The organism is Amycolatopsis sp. NPDC051903 (assembly GCF_044452505.1).
GTDB lineage: Bacteria > Actinomycetota > Actinomycetes > Mycobacteriales > Pseudonocardiaceae > Amycolatopsis.
The window spans coordinates 1-4166 of the sequence record NZ_JBITBT010000085.1; the positions used below are offsets into that span (position 1 = coordinate 1).

Below are 4166 nucleotides of genomic sequence, written 5' to 3' on the forward strand. Positions count from 1 at the left end.
GCGACGGCCCGTCCATCCACCCTGCTCCGCCGACGGGCGTCCGGACGAGGGACGTTGGCGAGCGGCCGCGGGGACCTTCGTCCACGCGGAGGCCGGAGTTCCCGCTGCAGCGGGAACTCCGTTCCGTACCGGCTCGACTGGAACGGGCCCTGAGCGGCGGGAACACGGACCACCGCCGGGAAAGACAGGCCGTGCCCCGCGCCTCACCACATCGGAATCTCCGCCCAGGACGAACTGTGGCTGCGGCTCGACCGGAGTGAGAACCGGATGGTGGTCACATCCGTGCTGCAGGCGGCCACTCCCCTGGACTCGGCGCGGCTGCGCGCCGTCGTCGCTGATCGGCTACTGGCCCGTACCCGGTCTACCTGCAGCGCCCGATCGCGCGCCGTAGTGGCTGGTGGTGGGTGACGGACCCGGAGTTCGACCTCGACCAGTACCTCGTCGCCGGACGCTGCCCGCTCCAGGCAATGGGCACCGTCCGGTGCCCGGCAAGCGATCACCAGGTGCGCGTTCAGCTACGCCGGTCAGGTCCGCTTCTGTCTCGACGCCGACCGGCGCCTCCTGCCGGATCCGGAGGATCTGGTGCGGTCCTCGCGGAGGAGACCGCAGCGGCCTTGAGCGCCGCGACTTCGGCCACGACCGTCTCCGCGAGGAAACGGACATCCGGCACCGTCGCGCGGTCGGCGGTCACGCCGAAGAAGACCCGGCCCCGATAGGTCATCATCGCGACGCCGGTCCGCAACCGCAGCGCGATCGGGACGTACGGGTAGAGCTCGAGCACCTCGCGGCCGGCCACGCTGAGAGGCTCCGGCGGGCCGGGGACGTTCGTCGTCACGGTCACGATGTTGCGCTGGGGGAGTTTGGCCGCTGCCCGGATGGCCCACGCGGAGGCGGCGAACGGTTCGGCGCCGGCGGCGCTGGTGACGAACTCACCGGCGGCCGACTCCTTATTGCCCTTCAGCGCCGTGACCCTTCGGTGCACGCGGACGAGCCGGTGCACGGGATCGGGCAGGTCGACTGGAAGCAGCGGCAGCAGAAGCGACACGCGGTTATCCACTTCGGACATCGCAGCGCTGGTACGCAACGAGACCGGAACGAGGCTGCGCACGCTGTCGGGCGCCGGATCTTCGCCGCGGCGCAGGAGCAGCTCACGCAACCCGCCGGTGACAGCGGCGAGCAGAACGTCGTTGACGGTGACGTCGAAGGCTTTCGCCGTGGTGACGACGTCAGCGAGCGCGGCCTGACCGACCGCGTATCCTCGCCGGTGCCCGAGCGGTCCGCTGAGTGAGCTCGGAGCGACGGGCATGAGCGCTGTCGACAGTGCGGCCAGACCTCGGGCGACCTCGGTCGTGCGACGGGCCAGGGCTCGGGGCTGTAACACGCTGCCGATGAGGTGTCCGAACCCGGTGACGGGACTGGTCACGAGTTCGCCGAGCGCGGAGACGAGCAGCCGCGTCACGCCGGGATCCGGCTCCGGTGCGGCAGGCAACCCCGGCGGTTCCGCCGTCCCGAACAGGACGCGCTGCAGCCCCGTCGCGGAGACGCCGTCGGTGAGGCTGTGGTGGACTTTGGACAGGATTGCCCATCGTCCCTCCGAGAGCCCTTCGATGACCCACAACATCCACAGCGGCCGATCCCGGTCGAGCCGTTCGTCCATCAGCAGCGTGACTAGCTCGCACAGCGCGGCGTCGTCGTGGGGTGAGGGCACCGACAGCCGCGCGAAGTGGTCCTCGGGCCGGAACGCGTCGTCGTCGACCCACACGGGTGGTGCGAGGTCGAACGGCACCCTACGGACCTTCTGGTGGTAGCGCGGCACCTGCGGAAGCCTCGCGGTGATCGCCGCGACGAACTCATCCTGCCCCGGCGCGGGCCCGGCGGCGATCGCCAGCGAAGCGATCGCGAGCGCCGCGCGTGGATCCTCGTCTTCGATCTCCAGGAAAGCCGCGTCGAGAGGGCTCAAACGTTCCATGGCGACCTCCTCGGTGGTCGGCGCGCGATGTCGACGACGACGTGCCGGATCTGGTTCGTGCCGTCCAGCTGCGGGAACGCCCGGAACGGCAGGGCGCTGCGCACTCCGATGGCGAAGGTGCACTGGCCTTCGAACGACCCGGCGAAGCGCACTGCGCGCAGAGCGGGCCACCTCGCCAGCTGCGAAGCCGAATACAAATGGTCGCCGGTCACGGCAGGAGTGCGGACTGCCCGGTGCCCGCTGTCGTCGGTGCCGAGCGCGGGCGCGCGAACCGCTACCTGCAGCACCGCGCCACCCGCGACGGGTAGCGGCGGTCCTGACGGATCCGCGGTGACGAGCGTGACGTACCGGACTGCGTACCCCGTCTCGGCGAGACCGTTGATGTCCAGGACCACTCGGTCGTAGCACTCGTGCCGGCCGACACGGACGAGGTAGACCGCGTCGGTCGTCGACCCGGCGATCTCCTCGGCCGCTGTGTCCCACGCACGTGAGCCGCAGGTCGAGCCGGCATTGCCGGGTGCGGTGGTGCCGGTCATCGCCGGTGATGTCGCGGTGGCGGAACCCGTCGTGGTGCCAGGGCTTGTTTCTGTCGCGGGAGCCACCGGGGTGTTGCCGGGGGTGCCGGACCCGCAAGCGCCGAGCGCGAACAGGCCGGCGGCGGTCGCGGCGGCGATCGTCCGGCGCATGGTGCCTTCCTCGTTCCTGGTTCAGCGCCCGAGCGCTTCGTGCCGTCGTTTGCACTCATCCCGGTCGATCTCTCCGCGGGCGAACCGCTCACGCAGGATGCTCAGGGCGCGTTCGCCCTCGGATGTGAGCTTCGACGTCCTCCGGAGCAGCACGGCGGCGACGACCCCGACGGCGGCCAGCACGGCTCTGAGTTCGACGACCGCGACCAGGGGACCGAGCCAGCCTCCGGTTGTTGCGTAATGCCAGTGGGGCATTGCGTCGACCTCGTCCCCGTTCAGCGCTGCTGGTACCCGGGTTCGCCCGACAAATCGGCGGCGTCGAGCGTCGTCAGCACGTCTTCGAGGTCGCGGCGCGGGGTCGCGGGCAGCGGATCCGCGTTGGCGGGGGCCCATCCGAGGCGCAGGACCATCTGCGGGAAGGCACCGGACGCGACCTTCTCTTCGACCGTACGGCGGACGTCAGGCAGCTCGAGCGGCTCGGTCAACGGGCAGGTGGCAAGTCCGAAGCGGGTCGCGGTGAGCAGGGCCGCACTGGTCGCCTCGCCGGCCCGCAGCCGCGACATCCGGTCGTCCGACGCGGTGCTCAGCACCACCAGCACGGTTTCATCCTTCTCACTGGTCGCGCCGGACGCTTCGGGCAGTTTGGGATCCGAGAACGGCCGGGCGGGGAGCGTGCCGGGGCTCGTGTCCACCGCCGGCGCGCTCCAAGACGGGACGCCGTCCGGGGCCGCGTCACGACCGCTCCACGCGGCCAGCTCGACGCGGTAGGCGGGGTCCTCACGATGCTGGCGGGACGCCTCTTCGATCGCGGTGGCCAGGTAGTAGCGCTCGGCGCCTTCGGCTACGCGCAGCACCACGCCCTCGTCCGCCACCGCCTGGGCCATCGACTCCAGGTAGCCGCGCGGGACCTCCCACGAGCTGTGGCGGCGGCGGTCGGTCCGACGACGCGGGATGGCCGCTGCGAGCGCGACCTCGGTCGCGCTCGGCTGGCGGCGGTGGAACCCGATCGACGCCAGGTGATCGGGCTCGGCGGGATCGGGCAGGCGGTGCACGTCGGCTTGCCAGCCGAGCGCCGCGAAGCCGATGCGCGCGTGGTGCAGCGCCGCGCCGCAGCCGATGAGCAGGTCGCGCCCGTCGGGGTCGGTCTGCGGCAGCTGCCGCGAGGGGTCGGCGAAGAGATGCAGCGTGCGCTTGCCGACGGCCCAACGCCACGGCTGGGAGTTGTGGACCGACGGCGCCCGGATGGCCATGGCCACTGCGGTGCAGACGGTGAAGTCATCGGGGAGTCCGTGTTCCATGGCCCGCCTGCCTACTCGTGTCGGAAGACCGTCGGCTCGACCGTGCCAGCCGTGCACTGCTCCGGTGGAGAGTCGGAGTCCCCCCGGCCGAGGGACTTTCGCCGGTCCTCGGTGAGCGGGGCGAGCGCGAGGGCGAGGCTCCCGTCAGGGCTGCCCGTCGTGTCGATGGCGAAGGAGCCGGGCCAGGGGTCGAACTCGTGCGCCATCGCCGTG

The 4166-nt window shown here is 71.4% G+C and carries 5 protein-coding genes and 1 pseudogene; 1 reads left to right on the forward strand and 5 read right to left on the reverse strand.

What is annotated here, in order from left to right; translation table 11 throughout:
* The first annotated feature begins 495 nt into the window (after positions 1–495).
* A complete protein-coding gene (locus tag ACIA77_RS52245; RefSeq protein WP_395893723.1) occupies positions 496–618 on the forward strand; it encodes a WS/DGAT domain-containing protein in 123 nt (40 codons plus the stop codon).
* Between the two features lie 46 nt (positions 619–664).
* Here ACIA77_RS52245 and ACIA77_RS52250 read toward each other — a convergent pair.
* The 5 genes and pseudogenes from ACIA77_RS52250 to ACIA77_RS52270 form a co-directional block, all read right to left on the reverse strand.
* A pseudogene (locus tag ACIA77_RS52250) lies at positions 665–1969 on the reverse strand (wax ester/triacylglycerol synthase family O-acyltransferase); the annotation flags it as partial.
* Positions 1957–2655 carry a hypothetical protein gene (locus tag ACIA77_RS52255; protein WP_395893719.1) on the reverse strand — a complete coding sequence of 233 codons (699 nt, stop codon included), beginning with the start codon at positions 2653–2655 and terminating at the stop codon, positions 1957–1959. The gene ACIA77_RS52255 and the pseudogene ACIA77_RS52250, both read right to left, overlap by 13 nt.
* A gap of 21 nt (positions 2656–2676) precedes the next feature.
* Entirely contained in the window at positions 2677–2910 is a 234-nt protein-coding gene (locus ACIA77_RS52260) for an SHOCT domain-containing protein (RefSeq protein WP_395893720.1), read from the reverse strand.
* A gap of 20 nt (positions 2911–2930) precedes the next feature.
* A complete protein-coding gene (locus tag ACIA77_RS52265) occupies positions 2931–3953 on the reverse strand; it encodes an Acg family FMN-binding oxidoreductase (protein WP_395893721.1) in 1023 nt (340 codons plus the stop codon).
* A gap of 11 nt (positions 3954–3964) precedes the next feature.
* Positions 3965–4166 (reverse strand): hypothetical protein (locus tag ACIA77_RS52270; protein ID WP_395893722.1); only part of this gene is annotated, 202 nt, incomplete at its 5' end.